This is a genomic window from Mesorhizobium sp. Cs1299R1N3, assembly GCF_037179625.1.
In the GTDB taxonomy this organism is placed as follows: domain Bacteria; phylum Pseudomonadota; class Alphaproteobacteria; order Rhizobiales; family Rhizobiaceae; genus Mesorhizobium; species Mesorhizobium salmacidum.
The window spans coordinates 180,789-204,252 of record NZ_JAPYKQ010000001.1; the positions used below are offsets into that span (position 1 = coordinate 180,789).

The window sequence follows — 23,464 nt, forward strand, 5'->3', positions numbered from 1 at the left end:
CGACCGAGCCGCACATCGCGGCCTTTTATCTTGCCATCCCTCCCCGACCTCCCTAGCCGCCAGCACGGCCGCCGCCCATTCCGCGACAAAGCAGGCCAGCACCCGATCGACGCGAAATCCAGCGCTCATCGAGATGCACCGCGCGTTCGTGGGTGAAGAGGCTGTTTGCAGCCGGCTTTGGGGTGGGATAGGAGTTTATGCGCAAAGTAGCCGGCCCCGGCTCAAGCCCTGTGAGATCGCTCAACGTCGCGTCGCTCTGTGGCGGCATTGCGACTGAACGCATCTGCGCGAACACCGTTTGGTCGACGGAATCGAAACCTCTTTTGTCTCGCCATTCGACGTCATTCATCCGAGCAAACTCGCGAGCAAAAAGCTGCGAACGATCCGCGCTCGACCGCTTTCCCAATCGTTCCAGTTGGGGCGGCGGGATCGCAACAGCTCCCTTGATCAACGGCATCAGCTTCGCAACGTAGTCGATCGTTTCGCGAGGCAGCGGACGACCGGTTGAAAGATGCTCCTGGTAGCGTTGTGGTCCGGCGTTGTAGGCGGCAAGAAATCCCTTCGGACCGAAACGATCGAGCATCTCGCGAAGATACGCGGCGCCAGCCAGGATGTTGTCTCGCGGATTGAACGGATCGGTTCCGAGACCCTGTTTGACGCGCAGTTCTTCCCAGGTGGTGGGCATGATCTGCATCAAGCCCATGGCACCCTTTGGCGAGAGAGCACGCATATCGGCGGCGCTCTCGACATGCATCACTGCGCGTATCAAGCGCTCGGGGAGTTCATAACGTTTCGCGGCTTCACAGATGTAAGCGGACCACGTCCCGCTCATCCCGATCGCTCTCCCGGCGCAGGATTTTAGCAGGTATGATGGAGGTTCTGCTGCCGGGCTGGACACAGAGACAAACATGAGCAGCGCGCATGCCGAAAGCGTCGACATACGTAGGCGAGTGACGCGTGGACCACAGTCCCGACCCGCCGAGAGACTGCCGCCGTGCTCGCTTCCGTCAAGGGCAAGGCTTCGCCGACCGACTATGCTTCTCATGCAAGACTGCAGCGCAAGCAGCGCCTCAGTCGATGGAGAACCGTTCGGCCGCCCTTGACCTCCGCTGCGCGCGACGGCCGCCTGACAGGCGATCGGGTCGAAGGGTTTGACCGGCATTCGATCGATCAAAGGGTTTGCCATGGCAAGATCGATGGTGCGCGATCGAAACATCGAACTCAGGCCCGTTCTTCGCGCTTCGACGGCCGGCTCCAGTGCAGATTCCAGACGTCCTTTTCCGTGGGGACCTGGAACAGGTTGGCGCGTATTGGCTGCGTGAAGGACGGATCGTCGATGAGCACCGAGAGGTAGGCGCCTGCCTTCTCCCCGGTGCGGTCCCACGCCGCGCCGATTTCGACGCCGTCGCAGTAGATGCGGTGTTCGGGGGCATTTTCCGCATCCGTTTTCTCGACAGGCAGGATGGCGAGCTTGGCATCGATCGTCAGCGTGCAGATGTTGCCGAAGAAGCCGTCATCGTTGCGGGTGAAGGTGCCGATCTGACTCATGCTGATATCCTTTCGTCGGGAGAGAAAACGCGCCGTCATGGCTCGCCGGGAGCCGGTTCGCCGGAGGCATCCGGCGCCGGAGTTGGGCGGTCGATGGTCCAGATGGGGACCGCACGACCAACGATGCTGGTGATTGGGAGTGGACCGAAATAGCGGCTGTCGAAACTGCCGGCGGCAGCCCAGTTCATGAGGAACATTTGGCCGTCGGCAAGCACATGGCAGCCTTGCCACACAGGCAGCGGTCGACCGCGACTGTCGCGCTCGAGCGCGCTGCCGTAGATCTTGCCGTGCGCGATGATGGCCGCCCCACGGCGACAGACGGTTTCACCGCCGTGCGCCAGGACATGCTTCAAGAGGGGCACGCCGCGCGGCAGATATTGGCGTTCGGTGAGGACGTCGGCGAGCGCTGCGGGCGGCATTATGACGGCGAGATCACCGTCAGCGATCTTTTGGTCTGGTTCGATGCGATAGAGCCCAATCGGAACGCTCGCCGACGCGTTCCAGATCAACCACGGCGTATGTCTGCTCAAGGCCGGGGTGACGATCAACGCCGTGCCGGCGAGCATCGTCGCGGCAATCTTGCCGCGCGCGCTCATGGCTCGATCCGGCGGCGCAGCAGCCACGCTTCATGCCGCTGCCGTGTGTAAGGCCTGGGGCTTTCACGCGCGGCGAGCCGGCTATGGACGTGCCGCCAATATTCCGGCGAAACGTCTGTTGCGTCGATGCTGATCGCTTCGACGGCATCGATGATCTCCAGAATTTTCTCTACGTTCGGCCATCCGATGGCGGTCAGCAGGATCTCGGCGCCGGGCCGAACATAGGCGACGCTCGAGCAGCGCCTGCCCGCACCGACGGCGCGCAGAATGTCGATGCGTGAGGCGACGGTGCCAAAGTCGTTTGCCGTCCAGCGGACGAATGCGAAGATGCTGCCAGGCGCGAAAGCGATGACGCGGCGGCTTCTGTCGATAATTCTGTTCTCGACGGATTTGCCGAAGCGGATATAGTTCTCGATCCGCTTCTTCAGCCAGAGCAGTTCGACGAAGGTGAATTCGCTCACGCCGCCCTCTCCTGCATGGGGTGGGCAGTCGCAAGGGTGTGCGACCCGGTTGAAGGGGCGGCCGACACGTGGGTGTTCCAACGGATTTTGGTCCCTCTGCCGACGCTCCGGTGGGCGCATCGCGAAGGTCGTCCACAGTCTACCGGAACCGAGCCTTGCGTTAGAAAGACTCCGAAGGAGTCGAAGTTAGATAAGTTAGGGGCGCGATTTCGTCTTTCGGCTCCGTGGGTTGATTGTGGTTTGGGTTCCTGAAATGACGAGGATCGGGTTCCCGAAATCCCGTGCCGTCGGGTTCCTGAAATGCCGAGCTGATTCACAGGCTGTCCTCCGTCGGCCTGGCCTTGCCGAAGCGGTTGAACGGATCCAGGTGACAGGCTTTGAACGTGAGCAGTTGTTCGCCGGTCTGCGTCACGCCCAGAGCTAGGCGATAGCCCGGCAAGGATTGCCGGCGCACGATCCCGCGAACCTCGAAGGCAAAGCGCTTGTAGGCCGAGAGGCTGCCGGACTTTGCGTGGAGATGGCGCAAGTCGAACGACCAGCCATGCGCCTGTCGGCCGCCGTGCTTGCGCACGAGGCGATAGAGCCAGCGTTCGATGCCTCCGGTCAGCTCGAAGTAGGCGCGGTCAATGGTGAGCACGAAGGCGTCGACCATGATGCCGGCGTAGAACCAGTCGGGCAGGACAAGCTCGATGCCAAGCGGTCGAGCGCGATGGTCGGCCCGTTCCTTCCACTCGTTGATCCAGGAGAAGCGGTGCATGCGCCGCTCGGTCGGTTGGCGGATCGAGGTGGCGACGGTGGTCGACTGCAATCGATCCAGGGCCGCCTTGAGCAGCAGATATTCCCGGGCGGATGTGCCGCGACCGATGAACGTCAGGATCTCGTGTGGTGTTGCTGCCATCACGCGCGAGGTTCGCAGCCCATTGTCACGGGCATCAACAATCTGAGAGGCGGCCCAGATCAGGATGTCGGCATCCCAGATCGTCGCCATGCCATGCTCGATGGTTGCCTCGACGCGGATGGCGACTTCGCCCATGCGAAAGTCGATCGGCCTGATGCGCCGCGATTTGGCCAGCGAGAAGAATGGCCACGCCATCAGGTCCTGTGCATCCCGCAGCGCCAACTTGCCGGGGCGCGCATGAAATAACGTAATCGACGCCAGATCTCCCGGAGATGTCCGCATGTCCGTATCCCGCAACGAAAGGCTCAGCGCGACTTGCCGGCATAGGCCGGGGCGCGCGCCGCATGCGGCTTGGCGGGAGGAATATCGGTTGCGTTGATATCACTGGTTGACGTGCGTGCGCCGAGTTCGATCCAGGCGTGCAGGTCGTCGATGTCGTAGAGAACGCGACCACCGACCTTGCGGTATTTGGGACCGGTGCCGTAGGTCCGGTGTTTTTCCAGGGTCCGGACGCAGAGGCCAACGATAGGTGCCGCCTCCTTGGTCCGAAGATATTTTTGGCGCGCGTCCGCGGGACCCTTCGACATCGCTCGATCTCCATTCGGTTTTGCTGTCGTCCTGGCCTGCCGGGACGCGCGAAACGGACGATGGCCGAATCGAGAAATGGCGAGGGAGGGCAAAGATCGACGGGCGTGTTTTTGCTACCCCAGGCGCCGAGACCAGCGTCGACACTGGTGAGGCGGACGCGGCATCGTCTTGGGAGACCGAGCTGGCTGTGAATCGGGGCTATGGGCGACCTTGGTCAATACCAAGATCCGATGATCGACCTCAGCTCGTTTTTTGAACTGTTGCCGGCGAAGGAGGAATCACCATGCCATCGATCAACTGCCGTCTCGCCGAGGATGATGCCGGAACATGGCAACTGGTTTTCGATCCTGAAGAGCTACAATTATGTATCGAATTCATCCACTGTGGCTCTGCTTCACAGCCCCGACAATGGATGTCGGTTGAGGATTTTCTGGCTTGGGCACCACGCAATCCTCTTCATCGAAAGGCGCAGGATTGCTTCATCAAGTTCTTGGCGAAGGCTATTTTCGCCCAGAGCCTAATCTGACTTGGAATTGCCCTGGCGGCTTTGCGGATAGAGGAGAAGGTCGCGATAGCCGCCGGCCACCAGGCGGTCGGCCCGGCGCAGGATCGCCCGTACCTTGTGGCGCAGGTGATGGTCGCGCCAGTCGCGCGCGGCGATGGGCTCGTGGCAAAGCAGTTTCTCGGCGAGCCGGCGGTAAGGCGCCCGCGCGTGCCTTCCATCAAAAGCACGGAGATTGAGTATGTGCCTCAGCTTGGTTTGCTGTGGCAGGGAGCCATAGCGGGCGCCGAGCCGCTGGCCCTTCAGCGCCCGCCGGAGCCGGCGCGCCGCGTCGAGCCTGGTTTCGAAATTGTCATCAAGCGGCAGGACAACAGCATTGATGTCGAGCAGGCTTCCTGGTTCAGCCGAGACGATGTGATATGTCTCTTGTGCCGACGGCCAGAGAACATGAACTTGGTCGGCTTCTGTCCAGCTCTGAACCCTGCTGAATCGACGGGCCGGCTGCGAGGAGCCGGCGGCAACTGTCCACCGCGTTGCGCGAAGAACCCGTGGCGAGGCCTGTTCTGTCCAGACGATGTGTTCAGGCGAGAGAGGCTCGGCACCCGGAATCGTGAAATCGCGCGCCCCAGCGAGCGGCGAAGTCGCGCGAGCCGGTGATTTCTCCTGTCGTCAGCGGCCCTGAGGCCAAGCGCTCACATTCGGCGACGAAATCGGCGTTCCGGATCAGATACTCGGTGGCAAACGCGTCGGCTTCGTAGCCGCGCATGTGCTCGTATACTGCCGGATCGGTCCAATCGCTGTGCATGGCCACGGTCCCCACACCGACGCCCGCGGTCTGCCGCGAGCTTCGCCATCAGCTTCCGAGGCAACTGTTGCTTTGAGTAGTCAGAGGTTCGGCAAACCGCTTTGCTGAATGAGCACAGCGTCGGTTCGCGTGCCTAGTGTGGTGCACCGCCGGCCAGGAGGTAGCGATAGCCGTTGGTGGTCATCCACCGGGCGCGAGCGAGATGCGTCTCCCACGCCCTGAATGCCCGTTCCGGCTCCTTTGCGGGATCGATGTGCAGAACGATCCTGGCCACCTCGCGCCAGTCGGCGTCTTCGGCTGCTGCATCGAGAAGGCGGATGTAGGTGAGCAGCCGCTCCTCGTCGTAGCCGGTCAGGATGGGGACGTCTGGCGCGACGTCGGCGACATCGGGATCGAGGAGAGGCTTAAGCATGGCAATCTCGTGCGCCGACACCTTTTTCTTCGATGTGCTGCCAAATCCTGATTGGGATGCCTGGATGCACCACGGCTTTCACCTCGATGAGTTCATGCTGATCGATGAGGGCGACCAGATTATCAGATTTTCTGGTTATCTGATTTTCCATTTAATTGATCTGCCGGCTTCGTCAAGGACCGGCAAAAATGCAGAAGACGCTTCGATCACCAAGACATCTGCGTCTTGTCCAACTGATGGTCGAAAAGCGCAGGAAAGCCGGCCTGAGCCAGGCTGATTTGGCAAAAGCGCTGGACAGATATCAATCGGTGGTCGCGGCCATTGAATCCGGGGGCCGGCGAATCGATGTCGTCGAATTTCTCGATCTGGCTGAAACGATAGGCTTCGATCCGCACGAGCTATTGAGCGAGGTCGTATCCGTTCAAAACGTCAAGTCAAAGCATCGGTAAAATTCGATGTCGTGCTTGATGACCAGCCACGCATCGCAATTAGACTGCAGTCGCATCGCGAGCCGGGCACAGCCCGGCGAGCGGGCGGCCGCCCAAGAGGCGCGGCCGCCGCTGTCAAACCCAGATAGCGGAGGGGCTGAAGATTCCAGCATGACGCTGCGCGGCCGAATTTCGACCGCGCAGCGTCGAAACGATCAGGCTGCCTTTTCCAGCAATGCCTTCGCCTTCCCCTCAAGCTCAAGCCGGCTGTCCTGATGGGATTTGGTGCGGGCATGCGCGGTCATCCCTTGCACGAAATCGAAAATGCTTTCGGGCGGCCTGCCCTCCTCCTGCAAGACGGCATCGATGATCTTCCCGGTTTCGGCCTTGGAGAACCCGCGCTTGCGCAGGAAGGTTTCGCGGTCGTCATCGTTGCGGGCGACGATCTTCTCACGCGCAGCCTTGATGCCGGCGATGAAGGGCGCCGGCGAGGAGTTGGCGAAGCGGGTCAAGGCGGGTGCCGCCTCGTGGGCGAACCGCTGTGCCGCAAACTTCGAATGGCGAATGCTGATTTCCTCGAAGCCTTCCACACCCCAAAGGTTGCGGTTCATGCAGACAGCGCGAAGATAGAAAGAGGCGATGCCGAGCGTCTTGCTGCCGACTTCCGAATTCCAGCAATAAAATCCCCGGAAATACAAATCCGGCTCTCCGTTCGGCAGGCGTCCGGCCTCGATTGGGTGGGTATCGTCGACCAGAAACAGGAACACGTCGCGGTCGCTGGCGTAAAGCGTGGTGGTATCCTTGGTGACGTCCACGAAGGGATTGTGCGTCATGGTCGCCCAGTCCAGCATACCCGGTACCTTCCACATGGTGTCGCCGGTGCCGTTGCCGGCGATTCTCATGACGGCGGCAACAAGTTCGTGATCCCAGATGCGACCATAGTCAGGGCCGGTGACCGCACGAAGCTCGATGCGTCCGTCCTCCGCCTCCAAGGTTTTGACAAGCTCCGCGCGATGATTGAGCAGGCCGTGCTGCAGGTTGATGCCTGCCAAAGGTGCGGGAAGCTGGCGCATGTAGGTTGCGGGCGCACCGACAAGGCTGCACAGCTGGCCAAAACTCCAATGCGTGGGCGCAATCATCTGCTCCTGTCCAGGAACGATCAGCGAAAGCCGCTCGGCGTTGTCCCGACTTGCCTCGACGCGGACCGCGCGGCTCTCGACAGTGCGGGCCGTGGCACGATCCGCACGCGTCCGCACCGCATCGTAAAGTTCGGTCAGCGACAGATAACGCTCATCGTCGGGGCGTGAGAACCATTCCGACGAAACGCGTCCGCTGCGCTCGCCGCGCGAGATATCGACGCGAAAGGCGCCGGAAACGGGTTGCTGCCGATGGTTGTTGTCGGCGCTGCCGATGGTCGTGGTCATGTTCATTGGGGTCACTCCTTTTTTCGTCAATGCCGAAGGCATGTCCTGCGGCATGCCTTCCGGGGGCGCGTGAGCGCGCGGGAGTGATGGGGGCCCTTGCCGGCGCGCGGAGCCGGGCTGCACGGTCGAGCGAAGCGGATAGGATTTGATCGTGATGGTTGGCGGTTGGTGGTCCGCTTTGCGAGCCGGCGGCCCTGCTCTGCACAGGCGGCAATGGCGGGGAAGCGAGGGGAAAGTCTCCTCGCTTCCCTTAGGGCAGTTGGCAGATTCTTCCGCGGCGATCACAATAAATCGCAACGAGGTTTAGCCGGAAGTTTCGCGCATTTGGCGATTTATGGAGCGAACAAATCATAATTCGCTTGATCTATTGTACAAACTGCACAAATAGCATGGCGACGTGATTGATGACAAAGAAGGAATCTCCATGACCGTTTCCGATGAGCAACAGGACAAAACCGATCTCATGGCGATTGCTGCTGATATCGTCTCCGCTTATGTGTCGAACAATCCAGTGCCCGTCGCGGAATTGCCGAAGCTGATCGGCGATATCCATTTTGCTTTGCGAAACGTCGGCACACCCGTTGCCGAACCTGCGGTTAAACTGGAGCCAGCCGTGTCGGTCAGAAAGTCGGTAACGCCGGACTACATCATCTGCCTGGAAGACGGAAAGAAGTTCAAATCGCTGAAGCGGCACCTCGCTACCCGTTACAATCTGAGTCCTGGGGACTATCGGCACAAGTGGAGCCTGCCTGCCGATTATCCGATGGTGGCGCCAAACTACGCCGCCGCTCGCTCCGCGATGGCGAAGGCAGCCGGGCTCGGGCGCAAGCCGGCGGCACCAGAAGCAGCCAAGGTGGAGAAACCGAAACGGATGCCGCGCGCCGCGCCCGCCGCGGTAACGGCGCCCGCTGCAAAATCGCCTGCCAAGAAAACGCGCAAAGTTGCTGCGAAGGGCTAGCCTGCTGCGGCCAATTGCCTATTGTCCGGCGGTGGCGGACTGAGCATGGTGAAGCCCCGGCGCTGCGCGCCGGGGCTTGTTTTTTGGTTAGGCCGATTTCACTCGGCGGTGCGGCGGGACCAGATGAGCGAGAACTCGCCCTGCGTTTCGGTCTCGACCAGGCTGGCATAAATCGGAGCGGGGAAGCTCGGATCGTCGAGTTTGACCGAGTGATAATCACGTCCCTCGCGCGAGGTCTTCTTCCATGCCGCCCCGAATTCAGTGCCCCCGGCGAAGATGCGGAAGTCCGGACCCTTTTCGTTGTCGCCATCGGCGGGGATGAAATCCACGGTCTTGACGTTGAGGTTGAGGGTCTTGACGGAGCCCTTGAAGCCCTTACCGGTGCTGGTGAAGATGCCGATCGTAGCCATTGCGGTGGTTCCTTCTGTTGATCGGGCCGCGCCCATCGCGGCCTCGATGGTGGTCGTGAGACCGGGGACGATCGGATCCGCACCCACCGGGGTCCCCGTTGCGCTTGCGCAATGGGGTGGTCCTCAGGGCTGGAACGAAGTGAAAGGCGGCTGACGCTGGCTTTTTTGTCTCGCGATGCAAAGCCGGCCGCTTGGGCCGGCGGCGGAAAAAAGCCAGCGGCGGCCGTTGCGGGAAGACGATCGAGGCGAAGCCGGTCTTCGGTCAGACCAACCCATCCGAGGGCGCCGTGGGCGTGGCTTGCCAGCAGATGAAGAGGAACCGCCGCAATCGCGGTCGGCTGGATTCACACCGCAACAGGCTCTTGGATCGGTGCGGGAGCCTATTCAAGGCAAGGCAGGGATCACTTCACCGCGGAAATATGATGGTGGCAATGGAAGGTCCAGGCTTGTCGGGCCCTTGCCCTGCACCCCACTGCATTCGATGCGACACGGAAACAATACGCGTAGCGAGGCAGCGACTAACGCCCCATCTTACAGAAGATCCGAGTTGTCGCGCTCCGATCCAAGCGAGCCTGGTCGAGACCACAGCGCGGCACGATACATTTGCACCTGATCCTGCGCAGCGTCGCCGCGTGATCCGCCAACCGGGAAGCTTGCGTGCCTCGCCGGAGCTTCGGCGGGAGAGTCCGCCAGCATCGTCGCCGTCGTGGGTTGACGCGCATTACGCGTTATCGGAGTGGCCTTTTCGTTGCTGCGACCGATGGTGTCGTGCTGTCGAGGTCCCCGGCCGCGCTTCCGCGCGGCCGGAAAATTCTCCTACCTGTCAAAGATGCCAACCGGAGCCACTGATGCGGCTCCGGCCTTTGCCTATCACTCGGCCGCAATGTAGAAGGGTTGGCCTTCCTCGGCCATGCTGCCGCTGTTGCCTGCGATCAATCCGTTGCATCCAGAGGTGCAAGGTCTCCCGCTGGCGGTTCGTTCGCCTCCTCGCTGCGAGCGTCACCTGTCTCGGCAAGCACAGTGGGCTCCGTTCGCATCAGCGGCGGCAGCCAACCGGTTCCGGCGAGCAACTGCTCGGCGGCTTCGGCCATCGGCTGCTTCTTCAAGGCAGCGAGCCTTTCCGCCGCCTCTTCGCTCACTGCCTCGCATATGGCGGCGAGGATATGTGCCTTGGTTATGCGCCCGAGGTAGGTGCGTACCGTCGGCGCCCAGTGGGCGGTCATGTCGAGGCTAAGCGCCGCTGCCAGCCTGTCGGCCGTTTCATGAGCGCACGGCTTGCGCTCCCAAGGTTGCTTCATGGCGTTGACCGTGAGTGAGGCGCAATGCGCAAACAACGCCATAACACTGGCATGGTCGAGCGAAGCGATGAAGCCCCATAGGTTCGCCACATCGCCGGGCATATCCGCTGCCCATCCTGCGTGGCGATCCGCCAGAGCCTTGGCCGCTGCCGTGTCCTCGATGCCATTCGCGTGGCCGGCAAGGTAGGTGCTGGTTGGCCGGATTTCCAAGCAGTGCGCTTCTGCGCCCTGATAGAAAGCCTGTGCGGCGAGCGTATGCGTCACAGCAAGAAGCGCAATGTCCGGGTGTTCGCCGAGTGCGAGACGGAGACCGAGTGTGCGGTGGGCGGTCAGGTCGCGGACGAGAAGATCGGAAAGCGGCTTGCCAGCGTCCTGCGTTTCGTCGTCGCTATCGCCATCGCGTTCCGGACCGATACCTTCCTCGATGATCTCACCATCATCGTTGATGGTGTAGCCATCGCTACCTTCTTGCACTTGCCTTTCCGGCTGATCGTCTTCGGCGCGGATGAAGCCGCGTTCGATGCGCGCCGTCCCGTCATGGGAAAGCACGACAAACACACCACCGTGCGTGATGACATCCGGGTCGTAGGCGTGACGCAAAGCGTCGATGCGCTCGAGTTCAGCCTCTAGTTTGCCAAAGCGCTTGTCGACATCATCGGGAAGTTCCTCGGCGCTGCTCCATTCTTCCGTCAGGCGGTTGAGCTCGTCGGACGCCGCCGCATAGGCGGCTTCGTCTTCCTCCGACAGAGCGACCGGCTGCGCATAAATGCGGCGCAGGCCATGCGCATGCGGATAGTCGATATGGACATCAGCCCATTTCCAGCCTTCGGCCTGCCTGACGCTTTCCGCGAAGCCTTGCAGCTTTTCGATGACCATTCGGTCGAGCAAAGCCGCGTCATCGTAAAAGCCGCCGCGATCATCCGTGAACAGGTCGCGGATGATCATACCGCCCGCGCCGATGTATGCCTCCGCGCCGATGAAGACGGCGCGGCGGTCGGCGGCCGCAACATGGGTCTGTGTAAGCTGGCGGCGGATCATGTAGGGATCGCGATTGTAGGTGAGGTTGTCAAAAACCTGCTCCTGCCTTGCATGATCCTCAGTGATGGTGAACGCCATCAACTGATCGAGGGTCAGATCACCATCGCGATAAACCTGCATCAGCTTGGGGCTGACAGAGCCAAGTCGCAGGCGCTGCCGCACGACATGTGCGGTTACACCGAAGCGGGCGGCGATTTCTTCCGCCCCCCAGCCGCGCTCCTCGTTGAGGCGTCGGAACGCCTCGAACTGGTCAGCTGGGTGCATCGCCTCGCGCGTGACGTTCTCGTCCAGGCTGATTTCGTGCGCATCGTTCACTGTGTCGATGACGCAGCGGACAGGTTCGGTTTTCTTGATCTGCTTGCGCTTGACGCGAAGCAGCTGCGCCAGCCGGCGACCTTCGCCGATGCTGACGAGATAGAAGCCGGTTTCAGCGCCCTCGCCGTCAAGCTCCGGTTCAACCACAAGGTTTTGCAGGATGCCCTTGGCGGCGATGCTTGCCGCATAGGCTTCGATGATCGCCTCGCTGTGTGGTGTCTTGCGCGCATTGCGCGGCGACTTTTTCAACTTGTTCAGCGGAATGAAAACCTCGGTGCCGCTTGCGCTGACATTGGCGGTTTCAACGTTCTTTGGATGGATGGTCATGGTTCTGGTCCTTTCCCGTTACATGCCGAAGGCATGCCCCTCGGCATGCCTTCCGGGGGCGCGTGAGCGCGCGGCAGAGAGGGGGGCGAATGCGGGCGAGCGGAGCTGGGGTGCGCGTCGAGCGGGGCGGATCGTGTCAGCTCAGACGATGTGGATCAGCGCCGCCTTGCGAGCGGGCGGCCCCGCCCTGCGCAGGCGGCAATCGCGGGGGAGAGATGGCCAAGACCATCTCTCCCTTCGCCCTTCGGCTCATAGGTAGAGGAGATATATAGCTGACAGACCGACGATCGAATTTTTGGGCAATTCCCACATGAGCGGGCGGTTGGCTTGTGGGACGAAGTGAATAATTCTAACTGCTTCACGCTGACCATTTCCGCACCGCATTCCGAAACTCGTCAGGTGCGCCAAGCTCGGCTTTGATCACGCCGAAGCGGTACATGAACAGTCATGCAGCCGTCACCGAACGACTCTCGTCAGCTGGCATATGCGTCCCATTCACGAGCGGCGGCTGGAGAAATGAAGGCCCTGCCCAAGCTCTTTGTCGGGTAGTTATGGGCCTATGCCCGCGATGACCGGCCATGGCAGGGCAGCGAACCGCCGGGTGTAGCATATGTCTATGCGCCGGACCGCAAAGCCGAGCCGCCGATTGCCCATCTCTCCGGCTTTAGTCTAGCGGCTTCCTGCAGGTCGAGGGTTGTGGCGGCTACCGCACGCTGGCCGAGAAGAGTGCCTTCTGCAGGGCACACGTCCGCCGGCGCTTATGAACTGGCAGTTGCCGGTCCAGCGCCGATCGCCAGCGAGGCGCTGAGGCACATCGGCGAGCTCTATTCAACCAAGGCTCGAACTCGGCCATGATCGGCCGGCTCCTCTCCTGGCGCGCGACGCGGCGGCCGTTGCGCTACAGTCGAGGAGCCACAAAATGACAACCAGGCCGCTGACGCGTGGGGTTGCTGCCCGAGCGCGTTCAGCCATCTCAAGCGTCGGATGAGATAGATGGAGCTTTGCTGAGAGCCGGAAATCGGTTCGGATCCACTTCCCTAGTCCTCAGCTCGGCTGTGTCGCGCTCACCTTGTATAATCATCTCGCGTCCGCGGCGCACGGCCCCGCTCGATATTACGGTCCCGCTCGATATTACCGTCCCGCTCGATATTAAGGCGTTCGAAATACCAGGACGGATCATCATCATCGGACGAGTCTGTCTCTACGCTTGCTTCCCTATGGTCGTCACCGCTCTTGGAAAGATATAGCGTAGGCTTGTCTGTCCGCCGCCATTCACCGTCATCATTATTCCATTTTTCCGGATGCTGTGCAGGATCAAGGACCCAGTTATCTCTTCCCACATGAGCAAAACCCATCTGCGTGAGACGGCCCTCTGCCCCCCTAGCGGCAGGGCGTGACAGGACCAATGGGCGTTCGCCGTCAAGCCGAAGTTGATGCTCAAGCAGGATATCACCGGCATTCTCGACAAGGGGGTGAGTAACCCGAAGAGCTACTTGGGAGGTGATTTCAGTTCGCCCGGGAAACTGGGCGTGAAACCGTCCACCACCCGGGGGGACCCTCAAGCTGCCTTCTGTCTTCAGAAGGCCAACGCTTTTGTCGCCTAGCTTATAGCTGAAATATCGTGCCTCGGCCGCATCGTTGTTGGTGTTGGCGTAGCCTCTAGCAACGTTTGCCGCGCTCAAGGCCTTTAGCGACACGAAACCCGAGTACTCTTGCGGATTATCGGCAATGTACTTGATATCATCGCCATAGAAAGCCTTCACTTCTCTCCTGAAGGTGGACCTGTCGATCTCCTCGATCGGAGGTTGCGAAGTCAGGAAATATGACCGCGGCTCTCCCGAGGATGAACTTGGGCGAAGATCGGACGCCACGCCTGCAACATTCTCCGCAAAGCGGTCAGTATCTGCTGCCCGATTTGATCCGCCGGCCCGGTTAGGACTTGGGGACCGGCTGGACGAGGCATTGATTCGGCCGTACATCAGATTCGCTCTCCTGTCGGTAGGTTTGAATGGCACCCGGGCTGATTGTTCCCAAGCACTGAAGAGCACGCTAGACCGGTTAGCTGACCATAAGCTTACGCGTGGATTTGAATTCGTTGCGTTTAAGCTAGGAGCCGGTCCGAGTAGTCACTGGTTAAGTTAGGACGGGTCTGATTCCTTGCGGATTTATGAGCAAGGAATTTCGCCCCTGGAAGATCGATGAGGCACAGCTTCTGCCGCCGAGCGTGCGGGATTACGTGCCCAACCGACGATTGAGTTTTGGGCAATTCCCATATGAGCGGGCGGTTGGGTCTGGCTGGTCGGACGAAGTCGATAATTCTAACTGATTCACGCTGACGATTTCCGCAACGCATTTCGAAACTCGTCAGGTGCACCAAGCTCGGTTTTGATCACGCCGAAGCCATACATGAACAGTCCATGCAGCCATCACTGATCGACTCTCGTCAGCTGTTCGTAAGGTTGAGCTTGCAATTTGAGCAACGGAGAATCGCAGCTAGCTGCTGCGACCTGCAAGCCTGCATCCAACGGAGATGTAGAACGGTTGAAATCAATGGTCCCGCCGGAACATCACACCGCATATGGATCGAACGGACCAAGCGGCGATTTGAGCGAGGCAGCAGAGCGGCAGGCGTAACAAATCGATGCAGGTCCTTCGGTCGCCTGGTCGCGCCCGGGCATGCGCAGCGGCTCGATACGCCGGCCACCAGCCAGACACAAAAGAACCGCTCTTGAAAGGACGTGGAACGTGACCAAGCTCGCGATTAACCGCCGCCAGGCAATTGTCGGTCTCGGCGCAGCCGGGGCTTTGACCTTGCTTGGCCGGCCGGCCTTTGCTGCCAGCAAGGTGAAGCTTGGTGTGATGCGTCTCGCCAGCCATGCCCCCAGCTACATCGCGCGCGAGCGAGGCTACTATAAGGACGAAGGGCTGGACGTCGAATTCGAGTTCTTCGAGGCAGCTCAGCCGATGGCCATGGCGATTGCCTCGGGCGACGCCGATTATGCGGTTACCGCGATGAGCGGCGGACTCGTGAACCTCGCCGGAAAAGGCGCAATCAAGGTGATCGGCGGCGCGGTATCTGAGGAGAAGGGTCTCGTCGGCGCTATCATCCTGGCCTCCGAAAAAGCGTACCAGGCCGGTCTTACCACGGCGAAGGACCTGAGCGGCAAGAGCTTCGGTGTCACCACGGCCGGCTCCTCCTTTCATTATATGTGCCACAAGATCGCGGAAGCGAACGGCATCCCGATGTCGGAAATCAGGCTGCGCCGGCTCCATAAGGTCGGTGCAATCGTTGGTGCGCTGGGCACCGGCCAGATCGACGCTTGGGCGATCCAGGGCAGCATCGCCAATGAGATGCTGGCCGAAGGCAGTGCCAAGCAGATCGGCCTCGTGTCCGACTATGCGCCCGACTATCAGGTGACGACAGTGGTAAGCTCGACAAACAACGCCGCCAACGAGCGGGAGAAGACCGAAGCCTTTGTCACCGCCCATTCGAGGGCGATCGACGACTACAACGCTGCCGTCGTAGACAAGACCGCCACACCGGAGGAAGTGGATGAGGTGGCCAAGATCATCCACAAATATGTGGACTCTGACCATCCGTTCCCGGCCGCGAAGAAAATCTTAGTCGGCAGCGCCATGCGAATCAACAAGGGATGTGCGCTTACACTCGAGTCCGCGATGAATCAGCTTGTCTGGCTGAAGGCGGAGAAAATGGTGAGCGAGACGATCAAGGCACAGATGCTCTTCGATATTTCTTACGTCGAGACGATCTGACCCCCTCCGCCGGCCGGCTCAGGAGGCGGGACAGAAGATATGGAACTGCTGCTAAAGAATGTCAGCCACCGCTATGGCCCCGTAGAGGTTCTGAGCGATCTCTCGCTTAGGATCCCACGGGGCGAGATCATGTGCATCATCGGCCCGTCGGGATGCGGTAAATCCACCTTGTTGCGCCTCCTGGGCGGGTTGGAGCGTCCGACAGAAGGCATGGTGCTGCAGGTCGGCACGCCGCCCGCTGAATCGCTCAATCCTCTTACCTACGTGTTCCAGCATCTCGCTCTGCTGCCGTGGCGGACCGTGGAAGGCAATGTGAAGCTGGTACTTGAGGATCACAAACTGCCGGCGAAGGAGGTCGAGCGGATCGTCGCCGACGTCCTTGCCCGCACGGGACTCTCTGAGTTTCGCGCCACTTTGCCGAAGCAGTTGTCGGGGGGCATGCGTCAGCGCGTTGCGATTGCGCGCGCGTTGGCGGTCAGTCCGGCGGTGATGCTCATGGACGAACCGACGTCGGCCCTCGACAGCCAGACGCGCGAGCTTCTGATGGATGATCTCGTCTCGCTGTGGACGCATCAGCCCTTTACCGCCGTCTATGTCACGCATGATTTGAGCGAAGCCGTGCGGCTGGGACATCGCATTGTCGTGCTTTCCCGTCGCCCCGGAGCCATCCGCGATATGCTCACAATCGAGAAGCCGCTGGCCGAGAGATACGTCGGCGCTCCGGTTCTGGAGAAGATGCAGCTGCATCTCTGGGCCCTGATGAGAGATGAAGCAATGGCCGCCGATCAGGAACTGCTCGATGGCTGATATCATCGTAGTGTCACAGCTCGTAAAGTTCCGCGGCGGCGGCTTCGCGCCCTCACGCGTCCCCCTTGTCGGTTTCTTCGTTGCCATCCTCCTGATTGGGCTGGCAGAGGTCGGCACCCGTACGGGCTTCATCTCGGGCCTGACGCTGCCTCGCCCCTCAGCGGTCTTCGAGACCTTCGTCCAGCTTTACCAGACCGGGCTGCTCTGGCAGCACTTGCTGCCATCGCTGCGGCGCCTCGCTGTTGGCGTTTCCATCGGCGTCGTGTTTGGCGTAGGGCTCGGTGTTCTGATTGGCTTGTGCAGCCTCATACGCGCTGGTCTCCTGCCTTTGGTCGCGGCGCTCTTTCCTGTGCCAAAGATTGCATTGCTACCGCTCTTCATTGTCTGGTTCGGTATCGATGAGGCATCGAAATATGCGCTGATCGCGCTGGGTACCTTCACCCCCACGGTGGTCGCCACCTATGCGGCGGTTGACAATGTCGACCGCAGCCTGATCCGGATGGGCCAGAGCTTTGGCCTCGCTCGGCTCTCGATTGTGCGCAAGATCATTCTGCCCGGAGCGTTTCCGGGTATCCTGTCAGGCCTGCGCGTCTCCATTTCGATCGGCATAACTCTGCTGGTCGCAGCCGAGATGCTTGGTGCCGAGCATGGCGTGGGCGCCTACATCCTGGACGCAGGAGCACTCTACAACCTGGAACACCTGTTTGCCGGGGTGACGATGCTTTCCCTCATGGGCCTGGCCGTCAATTGCTTTATCGGCTGCATTGAGCGGCATTTCCTGGCTTGGCGCCCATAGCCGGCAGGACTGCGATCGCAAGCGTCTCGCAACTGCACGGCGCTGCTCAGATCTTTACGAGCGCGACAACACATCACGGTTTTTGTCTTTCGGCAACGATCCGAAAACAAGCTGTTTGGCCGATTTTCCACTGTTGGCCGCTCCTCCCCTTGTCCTCCGCTCCACGACACGCCGGCGCGCGCAGCGCCTCGTCCGCCGGCAATCGCGGCGGCGAGCTGTCGTAACCAAGGTGAAGTTCCATCGGTTACAGCAGCAATTCCCCGGTCGTGCAATCCGAGGCTGCTGCCGCGCTCAAATGGGCCTGGTCGGCAGCGGGTGTTTTTGAAGCGGCAAGGTGGGTTGGGGAATGGAGGCGATATATGAGCGAGGCCCGCAAAATCGGGAGCGTGCTTTTAGTCGACGATGTTCTCGCGCTTCTTCTGACCATTGAGGAACACGTGCTGCGCTGCGATTTGTCGACCACTGTGGCGGGGGGTGCGCATGGGGAAGCGTTGAAGATTTCGCAAAAGCTAAAGCCCGACCTTGTCATTGCCAGTTTGACTCTTGGCCAGGAGGACCCTGGGCTTTTGCGTGATCTGCGCAACCTTGGGGACGTCTCCGTTATTGTCGTTGAGAACCGCCGGGGAGAGAACGATATGGTCCGGCTTGAATCCGAGGCCGACGAGTGTCTGACCAGGGTGCGTGAGCTTTTGGTGCGCGTGGACTCACTGGTGAGGCGGCGTGTTGCCGGCCCTGTAGAAACACAGAGAAAGTCACAATCGGGAAAGTGGCTTTTCGGCGGATGGGAGCTACGCCTAAAAACGCGACAGCTGCGCGATCCTGCAGGTGCACTGGTCCCTCTAACGCAGGGCGAGTATGCGCTCCTGATTGCCTTCCTCGAGGTGGCAGAACGACCTGTGTCGCGAGAATACCTGCAACGGGCCACGCGCATTCACGGCGAGATCTCAGACCGCAGCATCGATGTCCAGATATTGCGCCTGCGTCGAAAACTTGAGACCGATGCGCGCGCCCCAAAGTTGATAAAAACCAAACGTGGCGTCGGTTACGTGTTCAGTATCTCTGCGAAGCTGCTGGAGATTTGACACCAGCCAGAGCCAGTGAATGCGCCATCGCTTTTACAGCAGAGCAAGAGGTGCTGGGAGGAGCGTGCGTGCCCCATATCCATCCATGGCGTGGATGGGATAAATCGAAACAATCGATTTTCAATAAGTTCGGAAATGAGGGAAAACAACACCGCCGGGCCTCGGTCTTTAGCCGGGTTGGCGAACCCCACCGAAGATAGAAAGGGCACCCGCAACTGCCAGCAGTTCCATGTTGCCGCGATCACCACGTCCATTTGTGCCAACCAATGCCGAAGCCGGCCAAGCTCTCACGACGCATATCCGTGCGCCCGGCATGACGCAGTTGACCAGCCTCCCCGATAACCAGTTCCCTGTTACATGCGTTGAACGTCAATGCCACGACCATGGCGCATCTGGCCCCCCGGCAGACGGCAGCGGCAGGCGCAGCGAGACCTGCGGATGCCCGCTCTCAGCGCGGCAGGCCGGTTCGCAGAGCGGGCCAGATCCTGGAGCGAGCTCACAGGCCACGGCTCGGATCGGCCTTCGGGCGACCGAACAATAAACTGAAGCGGCACGTCGAAGTGGTGCAGGTCATTGCCGGTTGCCACGCTTGCCGGCGTCGATCAGGAGGCGGGCGTTAGAGCCTATGAGAGATGCGCTGAGGCGCCATCATCAACCAGGCCACAGACAAGAGCGCGCCACGAACCCATCCCAAGCCACAGCCACAGGTTAACTGGTTTCGTCCGGTTCGCCGTCGCCGCCTCAGGAGATCGATGATGCGTGACAACGCGTCGGCGCGAGAGTCGCTTTTTCCGGGAGAGGGAACGCCAACGATGCTCAATCGACGTGATCACCCAGAAGCGCGCGTCATAGGACCAATCATTTCCAGCGAGGAAACTACATGGCCGAGTTCGATAGAAGCGCTGCCTTCTGGCGTTCCTTTCCGATTTTTCGGGAGTTCGATGACAAGACCATCGCGGCACTCGCCGGAATTTCTACTTTTCGCAGGTGGCTTCCAGACACGGTGATCTTCCAGCGAGGCGATGAGGGCAATTACATGGTTGGAGTGATCTCTGGACGGATCAAGGTGTCGCTGATCACCCCACAAGGGCGTGAATTGGTCCTCCGGCAACTCGAAGCCGGGGATCTGTTCGGCGAGATGGCCATGCTAGATGACCAGCCTCGATCGGCCGACGCCACGGCGCAGGTCGCCTCCGAAGGTTTCGTCATTGCCAAGAGGCCATTTATGGACCTCATCAAACTTTCGCCGGGGGCGGCCAGAGCCACAATCCGCTATCTCTGCTCACGATTGCGGGGTATCACCGAGCAGTTGGAAACCATCGCCCTGTATCACTTGAATTCCCGGGCGGCCCGTTTTCTCCTCGTAACCCTGAGGCAGATCCACGGCAATGAGCTGCCGGTAAGGGCGGATCTGAAACTGCAGCTCACTCAATCCGATATAGCGGGAATTTTGGGCGCAAGCCGGCCGAAAGTAAATCGGGCCATATTGGCGCTGGAGGAGGCCGGCGCCATCCGGCGCAATAACGGAATCATTGAATGCAACACTGAGCGCTTGCAGTGGATTGCCGAACCAAGTGAGTATTAGGTCTCGCCCAAGAAGGAGTTCCTTAGGCCGATGGATTCTATCCAGGATCGCTACGGGGCGCAGTCATGAACGTCTCTGGCTCGATGTCACCAGCAACTGCATAGGCCTCGACTCCAGTGCGATCGAGCAAGGTGCATTGCCGCAAGCATCAAAGTCCTTCTGCGGCAAAGCTTCGGCGGGTGCTGTTGCGTGCTGGCCAGCGGCCATGTTTGGCTGGTGCCATCGTCCGGCGACAATCTGCATGTCGGCTGGCGGCTATGGGTCCTCGATGAATCGAAAACGCGGCAAGTCGATCGGTGACCCTTGTCGAAGCTATCGGCTTGCGCATTCCCCTGTCAGTCCTGCAACACCTTCTCGATGAATGCACTGATCATAGCGAGTTCATCCAATGCTCTCTGGCTGTGATGCAGCATCAATCGCGTTGCCGGATCGTTGGCCATATTAGCGATCGTCATGTGCAACATGCCTCGCTCTTTCATCGCCGCGAAGGCGTCCCGCTCATGCATCGGGGTGTCGCACAGCGGCAGAACGTCCAACATCTCGTACGCGGCTCGTTGGGACACTGTCAGTCTGCCGATTGGCACTCGCTGGCGTAGAATGGCAGTATATGCTTCCAGTCCCTCTGCCATTAACAGTTCGATGATGAAGCGGCACGTTGCTAGCGCTTCATCGATGTCAAGAGATGACAGCATAGCGGGTACCAGCAGGCAATCGGAACTGCCGATTATAGAGTTGTTCAAGTCGCTGGGACCGCCATGGGCATCGACTAACCCATAGTCGAAGCCGCCAAGATCCGCCTGTCCATATGCATCCACCATTACGGGCAGATCGTCGGCCACGAATACCTCGCATTGCCGGTCCCAAGCGTCGTTACGAAGGGCATTTTGTTTCCACCTGGTGAGCGGGCGGTTTTGGTCAGATTCGAACAACGCAATCTTCTTTTGCTTGGAGGCAAGCGAGGAGCACAGACCCATTAACGCCGTTGTTTTGCCCGCCCCACCTTTAAATGAATAGCAAGTGATCAGCTTCATGCCGCAATCCGTCCGCGCCGAAAGCGCTCTGTGCAAATATCGTTCGGACAATATCAACAGCTTCGGTGAGATATAGCGATGGTTCTGCAGCGCCTTGTTACCTTTGTAACCGTTATTTTGTACGCTTTCGGATGACGCACCGATATGTATTCTCTTATTCAGGTTTTTAAGTGAATGGCGGCGCGCTGCGTCTGCGCTGTTACAAGAGTAATCGCGGTCAGCTGAAATCCGCGAGACGACATATTTTGACTCTGAAAGAGGGCTGCAGCAGGTCGAACCAACTGCGGCCCGTAGGACCAGCTGGCAAGGTCCCTGTCCGGGGCTAGCAACGCTGAACATTGCCAGAGCACAGGACAATGGCACGCACGAATTTCAAGCTCACCACATTCTTGTTCGGCCTTGCGCTGTCTTTGCCCCTCGGGCTGATCTTCGCCAGCCTGTATGTTAGCCTAAGGGTCGGGCTCAGCGTCCGGGGACTCCGCGACTTCGATCTCCTGGCGTTCTGGTATGAAACACCCTTCTATCTCGGCTATGCCAGTGCGACGTTTTACACCTGCTTGATCATTGTCGGCATGACATCGGTGATCATCATGGTCACCCTCACCGTATTCTTGGTTCGCGCCAAACACTTCGGAACGGCACGATGGGCGCGATTTGGCGAAATGCGCCAAAAAGGGTTCATCAAGCCCTACCGCCGCATCACTGGTCCCATATTCGGCAAAACGTCCGGGCCGCGCGGGTTTGGACAGTATCTCACCAATGGCGAGCAACCACACAGTTTGGTGGTTGCGCCCACCCGCGCAGGCAAGGGCGTCGGCGTTGTCATTCCAACGCTTCTGACCTTCGATGGCTCGGTGCTTGCGCTCGATGTCAAGGGCGAACTCTTCGAACTGACGTCGAGGGCGAGGTTGAAGCGCGGCGACCGGATCATCAAATTCTCGCCGCTCGACAGGCAAGGACGCACTCATTGCTACAATCCAGTGCTCGACATCGTTGCTACACCGCAGGAGCGCCGCTTCTCAGAAACTCGGCGATTAGCGGTTAATCTGATCGCGCCCAAGGGTAAGGGCGCGGAAGGGTTCATCGAGGGCGCACGGGACCTTTTTGTCGCCGGTGTTCTGGCCTGCATCGAGCGTGGCACGCCAACCATTGGCGCCGTCTATGATTTGTTTTCGCAGCCGGGCGAGAAATACAAGTTATTTGCGCAACTCGCGGAACAAAGCAAAATTCCGGAGGCGAGGCGCATTTTTGACAACATGGCCGGCAACGACACCAAACTCCTCACCTCATACACATCCGTTTTGGGCGATGGCGGGCTGAACCTTTGGGCTGACCCGCTGATTAAGAACGCCACATCGAGATCGGATTTCTCCATTGGCAACTTGCGCCGGGACCCCACGACAATATATCTCTGCGTCAGCCCCAATGATTTGGAGGTGATTGCACCTCTCGTGCGGCTGTTTTTCCAGCAAACCGTATCGATATTGCAACGCACTCTGCCGGGAAAGGACGAGATTTTTGAGGTCCTGTTCCTCCTCGATGAATTCAAGCATCTCGGCAGGCTCGAAGCGATTGAAACCGCAATCACCACGATTGCGGGTTACAAAGGCCGCTTCATGTTCATCATCCAGAGCCTCTCGGCCCTGACCGGCGCCTATGAGCAGCCTGGCAAGGAAAATTTCCTCTCGAACACCGGTGTGCAGGTGTTCATGGCGACAGCCGACGACGAAACGCCCCAATACATTTCAAAAGCGATTGGCGAATATACCTTTCACCAAAGGTCAAAGTCTTTCAGCCCTCGGGAATGGCTAAGTCCTAATATCCATATGTCGGATCAAGGCGCGCCGCTCTTGCGGCCCGAGCAGGTGCGTTTGCTCGATGACAACAAACAAATCGTGCTGATCAAAGGCCAGCCACCGCTGCAGCTGGATAAAGTGAAGTACTATTGTGATCGTCACCTGAAGTCGATTTTCGCCAGCCAGACAGGTGCATTGCCCGAACCAGCGCCGATCCCGTTCATTGCGGAGATAACGACCTTCCCCGCAGTCGACGGAGGACCGTATCCAGCAGCAGTGACTGCGCCGGGCGATGCCGCGCAGCTAACTTCTAGCCTCGCCATTCCAGAGTCGAAGGGGGCGCCTATCGCCGCCGGTCCGTCCACGATGCAGGACACTGCCAAGCAGCCGCGGGGGACCCCTGCTCAGCGCGAGCTGCTGGCGCAAATACTTTCACTTCAGGAACTTGGCATTTCAGAGCACAACAGAATGAACTCTGAATCTGACCGTTCAATTCGGGGATTTGATGGGGCGGACTGATCATCCGATTGAGCTCTCAAGCCCCGCTTGCCCGAACTCGCGTGGCGGCGGGCCTGAAGCGAGTTG

Annotated in this window: 24 protein-coding genes and 1 pseudogene; 11 read left to right on the forward strand and 14 right to left on the reverse strand. The window is 59.9% G+C overall.

Annotation, left to right across the window (positions count from 1 at the left end):
* Positions 1 to 52: 52 nt before the first annotated feature.
* From O7B34_RS00830 to O7B34_RS00855, 6 genes are all read right to left on the reverse strand, one after another.
* Positions 53 to 832 carry a lytic transglycosylase domain-containing protein gene (locus tag O7B34_RS00830; RefSeq protein WP_337144534.1) on the reverse strand — a complete coding sequence of 260 codons (780 nt, stop codon included), beginning with the start codon at positions 830 to 832 and terminating at the stop codon, positions 53 to 55.
* A 389-nt stretch (positions 833 to 1,221) separates the two neighbouring features.
* Positions 1,222 to 1,548, reverse strand: coding sequence for a DUF736 domain-containing protein (locus O7B34_RS00835; protein ID WP_337139642.1), 327 nt, complete (start codon positions 1,546 to 1,548; stop codon positions 1,222 to 1,224).
* A gap of 35 nt (positions 1,549 to 1,583) precedes the next feature.
* Positions 1,584 to 2,144 (reverse strand): S26 family signal peptidase, encoded by a 561-nt coding sequence (locus tag O7B34_RS00840; RefSeq protein ID WP_337139641.1) that lies wholly within the window; start codon positions 2,142 to 2,144, stop codon positions 1,584 to 1,586.
* A complete protein-coding gene (locus tag O7B34_RS00845; RefSeq protein ID WP_337144535.1) occupies positions 2,141 to 2,605 on the reverse strand; it encodes a DUF2840 domain-containing protein in 465 nt (154 codons plus the stop codon). Before O7B34_RS00845 ends, O7B34_RS00840 begins: the two co-directional genes overlap by 4 nt.
* A gap of 313 nt (positions 2,606 to 2,918) precedes the next feature.
* Entirely contained in the window at positions 2,919 to 3,785 is an 867-nt protein-coding gene (locus O7B34_RS00850; RefSeq protein WP_337144536.1) for a replication initiator protein A, read from the reverse strand.
* A 23-nt stretch (positions 3,786 to 3,808) separates the two neighbouring features.
* On the reverse strand, positions 3,809 to 4,090 hold the full coding sequence (locus O7B34_RS00855; protein WP_337144537.1) for a helix-turn-helix transcriptional regulator: 282 nt from the start codon (positions 4,088 to 4,090) through the stop codon (positions 3,809 to 3,811).
* 284 nt (positions 4,091 to 4,374) lie between these two features.
* On the opposite strand from O7B34_RS00855, the gene O7B34_RS00860 reads away from it, so the two are divergent.
* Positions 4,375 to 4,617, forward strand: a complete 243-nt coding sequence (locus O7B34_RS00860; protein WP_337139634.1) for a hypothetical protein — start codon at positions 4,375 to 4,377, stop codon at positions 4,615 to 4,617.
* Here the strand turns inward: O7B34_RS00860 and O7B34_RS32135 are convergent.
* From O7B34_RS32135 to O7B34_RS00870, 3 genes are all read right to left on the reverse strand, one after another.
* Positions 4,609 to 5,202, reverse strand: a complete 594-nt coding sequence (locus tag O7B34_RS32135; protein ID WP_442920940.1) for a DUF2285 domain-containing protein — start codon at positions 5,200 to 5,202, stop codon at positions 4,609 to 4,611. The genes O7B34_RS00860 and O7B34_RS32135 overlap by 9 nt on opposite strands.
* A complete protein-coding gene (locus tag O7B34_RS00865) occupies positions 5,174 to 5,398 on the reverse strand; it encodes a transcriptional regulator domain-containing protein (RefSeq protein WP_337144538.1) in 225 nt (74 codons plus the stop codon). Before O7B34_RS00865 ends, O7B34_RS32135 begins: the two co-directional genes overlap by 29 nt.
* A 133-nt stretch (positions 5,399 to 5,531) precedes the next feature.
* Positions 5,532 to 5,810 (reverse strand): DNA -binding domain-containing protein, encoded by a 279-nt coding sequence (locus tag O7B34_RS00870; protein ID WP_337128555.1) that lies wholly within the window; start codon positions 5,808 to 5,810, stop codon positions 5,532 to 5,534.
* Between O7B34_RS00870 and O7B34_RS00875 the strand changes: the two genes are divergently transcribed.
* Positions 5,809 to 6,087: a hypothetical protein gene (locus O7B34_RS00875; protein ID WP_337145201.1), complete on the forward strand. Its 279-nt coding sequence runs from the start codon at positions 5,809 to 5,811 to the stop codon at positions 6,085 to 6,087. The genes O7B34_RS00870 and O7B34_RS00875 overlap by 2 nt on opposite strands.
* Positions 6,047 to 6,259: a helix-turn-helix domain-containing protein gene (locus O7B34_RS00880; RefSeq protein WP_337145167.1), complete on the forward strand. Its 213-nt coding sequence runs from the start codon at positions 6,047 to 6,049 to the stop codon at positions 6,257 to 6,259. Before O7B34_RS00875 ends, O7B34_RS00880 begins: the two co-directional genes overlap by 41 nt.
* Before the next feature lie 194 nt (positions 6,260 to 6,453).
* Here O7B34_RS00880 and O7B34_RS00885 read toward each other — a convergent pair whose 3' ends face one another.
* Entirely contained in the window at positions 6,454 to 7,662 is a 1,209-nt protein-coding gene (locus tag O7B34_RS00885; RefSeq protein ID WP_337145168.1) for a DUF932 domain-containing protein, read from the reverse strand.
* A 424-nt stretch (positions 7,663 to 8,086) separates the two neighbouring features.
* On the opposite strand from O7B34_RS00885, the gene O7B34_RS00890 reads away from it, so the two are divergent.
* Complete coding sequence (locus O7B34_RS00890; protein ID WP_337145169.1) at positions 8,087 to 8,620, forward strand: MucR family transcriptional regulator; 534 nt, start codon at positions 8,087 to 8,089, stop codon at positions 8,618 to 8,620.
* A gap of 98 nt (positions 8,621 to 8,718) precedes the next feature.
* Here O7B34_RS00890 and O7B34_RS00895 read toward each other — a convergent pair whose 3' ends face one another.
* Both O7B34_RS00895 and O7B34_RS00900 read right to left on the reverse strand, forming a co-directional pair.
* Positions 8,719 to 9,030, reverse strand: a complete 312-nt coding sequence (locus tag O7B34_RS00895; protein WP_337128550.1) for a DUF736 domain-containing protein — start codon at positions 9,028 to 9,030, stop codon at positions 8,719 to 8,721.
* A 932-nt stretch (positions 9,031 to 9,962) separates the two neighbouring features.
* The gene (locus tag O7B34_RS00900; protein WP_337144539.1) at positions 9,963 to 12,008 is read right to left on the reverse strand and encodes a ParB/RepB/Spo0J family partition protein; all 2,046 of its coding nucleotides are present in this window, start codon (positions 12,006 to 12,008) and stop codon (positions 9,963 to 9,965) included.
* A gap of 609 nt (positions 12,009 to 12,617) precedes the next feature.
* On the opposite strand from O7B34_RS00900, the pseudogene O7B34_RS00905 reads away from it, so the two are divergent.
* A pseudogene (locus tag O7B34_RS00905) lies at positions 12,618 to 12,863 on the forward strand (IS66 family transposase); the annotation flags it as partial.
* Positions 12,864 to 13,072: 209 nt separating this feature from the next.
* Here O7B34_RS00905 and O7B34_RS00910 read toward each other — a convergent pair.
* On the reverse strand, positions 13,073 to 13,771 hold the full coding sequence (locus O7B34_RS00910) for a host specificity protein (protein WP_337144540.1): 699 nt from the start codon (positions 13,769 to 13,771) through the stop codon (positions 13,073 to 13,075).
* Positions 13,772 to 14,753: 982 nt separating this feature from the next.
* Between O7B34_RS00910 and O7B34_RS00915 the strand changes: the two genes are divergently transcribed.
* From O7B34_RS00915 to O7B34_RS00935, 5 genes are all read left to right on the forward strand, one after another.
* Positions 14,754 to 15,782 (forward strand): ABC transporter substrate-binding protein, encoded by a 1,029-nt coding sequence (locus tag O7B34_RS00915; protein WP_337144541.1) that lies wholly within the window; start codon positions 14,754 to 14,756, stop codon positions 15,780 to 15,782.
* A gap of 39 nt (positions 15,783 to 15,821) precedes the next feature.
* Complete coding sequence (locus O7B34_RS00920) at positions 15,822 to 16,589, forward strand: ABC transporter ATP-binding protein (RefSeq protein ID WP_337132403.1); 768 nt, start codon at positions 15,822 to 15,824, stop codon at positions 16,587 to 16,589.
* Complete coding sequence (locus O7B34_RS00925) at positions 16,582 to 17,385, forward strand: ABC transporter permease (protein ID WP_337132402.1); 804 nt, start codon at positions 16,582 to 16,584, stop codon at positions 17,383 to 17,385. Before O7B34_RS00920 ends, O7B34_RS00925 begins: the two co-directional genes overlap by 8 nt.
* Positions 17,386 to 17,744: 359 nt before the next feature.
* On the forward strand, positions 17,745 to 18,467 hold the full coding sequence (locus O7B34_RS00930; protein WP_337139621.1) for a winged helix-turn-helix domain-containing protein: 723 nt from the start codon (positions 17,745 to 17,747) through the stop codon (positions 18,465 to 18,467).
* An 880-nt stretch (positions 18,468 to 19,347) separates the two neighbouring features.
* Entirely contained in the window at positions 19,348 to 20,052 is a 705-nt protein-coding gene (locus tag O7B34_RS00935) for a Crp/Fnr family transcriptional regulator (protein WP_337132400.1), read from the forward strand.
* Between the two features lie 335 nt (positions 20,053 to 20,387).
* On the opposite strand, the gene O7B34_RS00940 is transcribed toward O7B34_RS00935, so the two are convergent.
* Positions 20,388 to 21,083 carry a conjugal transfer ATPase VirC1 gene (locus tag O7B34_RS00940; protein ID WP_337132399.1) on the reverse strand — a complete coding sequence of 232 codons (696 nt, stop codon included), beginning with the start codon at positions 21,081 to 21,083 and terminating at the stop codon, positions 20,388 to 20,390.
* A gap of 356 nt (positions 21,084 to 21,439) precedes the next feature.
* Between O7B34_RS00940 and virD4 the strand changes: the two genes are divergently transcribed.
* The gene (virD4, locus tag O7B34_RS00945; protein WP_337144542.1) at positions 21,440 to 23,398 is read left to right on the forward strand and encodes a type IV secretion system ATPase VirD4; all 1,959 of its coding nucleotides are present in this window, start codon (positions 21,440 to 21,442) and stop codon (positions 23,396 to 23,398) included.
* Positions 23,399 to 23,464 lie beyond the last annotated feature (66 nt).